Genomic DNA, 3,890 nt, shown 5'->3' on the forward strand with positions numbered 1-3,890 from the left:
GGACAGGAGCTGCCCGGAGTTCTCGGTCGAGAAGGCAGGGTCTGGGGGGAGCGAGTGGGCAGGGAGGCCAGCCCGGAGTCAACCGGGCTGGCCGGGACCCACCAGCGAGTGGAGGAATTCGCCAGCAAATGTCTACTCGATGCTCTTAAGCCACTCCTCCCGCGTAGTATGGTGGGCCAGGGGGGTTTGCTCACGAATCTCAGCACGTAGTTCTGCCAGTGTTCCCCAACCCTCTGCCACCACATCATACTTGTGAATCGTCTCTTCATTGCGTTGGCTGGCCCAGACAAAAGTATCGGGAGGAAGGTGCTCATAGCGCTCGATGACTGCACGCAGCATCTCGCGTACAACATCCTCTACGAAGCGCGGATTAGCGTGGGCTTTATTGACTACATACAGCTCATCTGGCCGTTTCAGCAGGGCATAATTCTCCGAGCTCATAGCATTCTCCGCGATGCTAATCAGCTCTTGAGCGTCGATCAGCTCCTGAGTGCCAATCATCAGTATCGCTCGTCCGCGCTGATTATGCGTTGCGAGCGGTGTGACATCAAGCATTTTCTCAATGGTTTCATCCGAGAATCCCTCTTCGCGCAAGCGGACGCGAGCGAAGGAATGCACCATATCCTGGGCACAGGGGCAAGCAACCATGCCCTCGACCTCGACTCCGACCAAACGGCGTGTGCCTTTGCGGGTTGCCACGGCCTGGGCCAGCAGTCCATAGACCTCCTGGGTAGGGCGCCCCGAAATGGGGGTCCATTTCTGCAGTGGATAAGCAGTGCGCAGATGAGCCTCAGCGCGTAGCACCTGCTGGCGCTCGACAATACGGCGTGCCAGGTGCTCGGCCAAAAGCTCGACGCGTGGCCAGGCTGTCAAACTTGTCTCGTCTAGCACCTCCTCCAGGGCCTCGCTGAAGCGTGACATATGAACGCCCGCCCTAACGGGATCGAGGTCGGCATAAAGATCAAAGATGACCTGCAGCCACTGGGCTCGCTCATCGCTACCGATCAAGATGAGCTTTTGCAGGCCTGCTACACCCACTCGGCCCAGGCGCACATGCACCGCCGGTCTGCTGTTCTGAATATCGTGTTCCAAAGGAACACGCAAGTTTTCCGCCAGCTTCTTGACGCCGTCCTGTGGCACTGTATCCCGCAATTCGCTAATGCTACGTCCACTCACGGGGTCAATCGCCTGGGGAGCGATCTCTGCTAACGGTACCAGCACAAAGGCGCGCTCCGTCATTCTTGGATGAGGGATCATTAGGTGTTCTTCCTGTATCTGCAAATCGTCATAGAGAAGGATATCGATATCTATTGGTCGCGGCCCGTTGCGGATGGTTGGGCGGCGTCCCAGGGCGGTTTCGATGGCTTTGGCATAGGCCAGCAGCTGCTCAGCGGAGAGGATAGTGTGCCCGGCACAGACCATATTAAAAAAGCGGGGCTGCTCAGCGTACCCCACCGGTTCTGTCTCGTAAACCGAGGAGACTCTGCTGATCTCAACAACCTCCCGCAGGCGTTGGAGTGCCGCGGCCAGATTGGCGCGCCGGTCCCCCATATTTGAGCCGAGCGCCAGATAGACCGTATGCATTTTAACTGGAGACTTGCCATTCGATGAATACCCGGCTGAGGCAGTCAGGTCCAAGCTCATAAAAAAAGTGATCCTCCTGGAAGCCCCTTCCATTATTGACGGATAGCATCCTCATCGTATTGTAACACCGGGCGGAAGGTTTTCCTTCCACCCGGACAGGCTAAGGAGCGTATGGAGGCATCACATTATGCGGGACCAGACGAGACAGGAACGGCAGAGCTGGTCAGAGATCGAAGGAGAGCGCTCAGCCGGGCTAGCCCTGGTATTCAAAAACCCAGATGTCACTAAAGATCGCCTCACTGCCGTTATTGCTGTCGCCTCCTACTAGCAGCCCGATCAGGCCCTCGCTGTAGGCCGAATCTGAAAAGCTATTGATGACTAGCTGATTATTGATGTAGAAGCGGAATGAGGAGCCATGAGCCAGAACCATAAGCATATTGGGAACGTTGTAGCCGGTCTGGATGGCGTTAGAATGGGTCCAATCAATCAGCGTCAGCCAGGCCTGGGGATTAGTACCGGTGGCGCGCACAAAACGATACTGGCCCTGGCTATTGATTTCGAAGACATAAAAACTGGGGGTAGCTGGATCAAGGCGAAAGACCAGGCCGCAGAAGTCGCCACGCAGCAGGCGTGCTTGCACCTTGATGACGGCGTCTGTCATATGCTCCTGGCTCGAGAAGCACCAGGCGGCCTCGTGAGGTCCCAGCGTTTGGACGTGGTAGCCCTGAGCTGAGAAGAAACACTGACTACCAGAGCTAGCCCAACCGCCGCCGGGACTGCGCAGGTCATACTGGTAAAGCAGGTTTCCCGCTCCGACCGAAGAGGAGATACCAGCGGTGGCTTGAGCGCGCGAGCGAGCAAGCTGGGTCGCCATCACATTGGCCTGAGCGATCGCGGTCTGGGTGGCGTGGAGTTGCTGAGGACTCAGCGCAGCGTTGCCGCTGCCAGTCCCTTTACTGGCAGAGGGAGAACCCCGCCACAGGCTGATGAGTGGGACGAACAGCAAGACCAGTAGCAGACAGGCCGCAATGAGTGAGAGCAAGCGAAAGCGTCGACTGGGCAAGCGTTTAATTGTGGCGCTCGCGGCCAGAAGAGTGCTCTCGCTTGCAACGGCCTCCTGAGGAGGCGGAGCGACTAAAGAGGCGCTCCCACTGGCAGTTTCCGCCGCCTGGCTAGCTGTATCGGGCTGCTCTGGCAAATCGGTTAGAGGAAAGAGTTGGGGGGTCGCTGGAGGTCGCACCATTTCCCGCTCTTCATCGGGGACAATAAAGGTCTCTTGCTCTGCCAGACGAGATGGACTGGGTGTAGCTTCTGCCTGGCCGTCTTGGGCAATCAGGGTAGAATCGTCGTTGCTTGCCAGGGTGGCTGCACTCGCGCTCTGATCTTTGAGAGTCGGCAAAGCAAAGCGCGTACGCGAGCCACGACCGCGCGCCTGTTGCAAGGCTCGCCAATAAGCGGTCGCCAACTCCTGGGCCTCCTGAAAGCGCTCGTTAGGGTCTTTAGCCAACGCTTTGAAGATCACTTCTTCAACGGCAGGCGGAATCTCACTGTTGAATTCGCGTGGCGAGGGCGGCGGCGTTTGAATATGGCGCAAGAAAATGGCCACAGGCGACTCAGCCGTAAACGGCACGCGCCCAGTGAGCATCTGGAAGAGCACGACCCCAAGCGAGTAGATATCACTACGGTAATCGCTGATGCCATTTGACTGCTCCGGGGCCATGTATTCCGGTGTGCCGACAATGGTGCCATCGCTAGTAAGCGATTCTGCTCCCATGATCGCTTTGGCCAGGCCGAAATCAGCGAGATAAGCGTAGCCGTCGGGTCGCAGCAAGATATTCGACGGCTTAACGTCGCGATGGAGGACACCGTGGTCGTGAGCATACTGCAGCGCCGAGGCAATCTGGTCAAGAAAGCTCGCCGCTTCTTCCAGAGTCAGGCGCTTGCGCCGGTGCAGATAATCGCGCAGTGTTCCCCCCTCAACATAAGGCATAACAAGATAATACCAGGGACTCTGCTCTCCAAAGTCGTAAAGCGGCAAAATGTGATCGTGGGATAGAGCGCCAACCGCCAGCGCCTCTCTTTCAAAACGTCGGATAAATGACTCATCGCGTCCGTAGAGTACCTTAATAGCGACCTGCCGCTTGACGCGGCGGTCGTAGGCCACATACACTTCGGCCATGCCTCCTTGGGCGATGCGGCGGCGTAGTTCATAGCGCCCAAGCGTGAGTCCTTCGATCCCCTTCATCCTATGACTCCTGATCCGTTGCCTCGCTCCGGTAAAATGATGGCTACCTCCAAGCTGGCCG

Annotated in this window: 2 protein-coding genes; both read right to left on the bottom strand. The window is 57.5% G+C overall.

The annotated features are described in order from the left end of the window. Positions 1-132 precede the first annotated feature (132 nt). The gene (gene mptA / locus IRZ24_RS17795; protein WP_297167235.1) at positions 133-1,644 is read right to left on the bottom strand and encodes a GTP cyclohydrolase MptA; all 1,512 of its coding nucleotides are present in this window, start codon (positions 1,642-1,644) and stop codon (positions 133-135) included. A 193-nt stretch (positions 1,645-1,837) separates the two neighbouring features. After that, positions 1,838-3,829 carry a protein kinase gene (locus tag IRZ24_RS17800; RefSeq protein ID WP_297167238.1) on the bottom strand — a complete coding sequence of 664 codons (1,992 nt, stop codon included), beginning with the start codon at positions 3,827-3,829 and terminating at the stop codon, positions 1,838-1,840. Between the last annotated feature and the right edge of the window lie 61 nt (positions 3,830-3,890).

The organism is Thermogemmatispora sp. (genome assembly GCF_019683755.1).
Lineage (GTDB): Bacteria > Chloroflexota > Ktedonobacteria > Ktedonobacterales > Ktedonobacteraceae > Thermogemmatispora.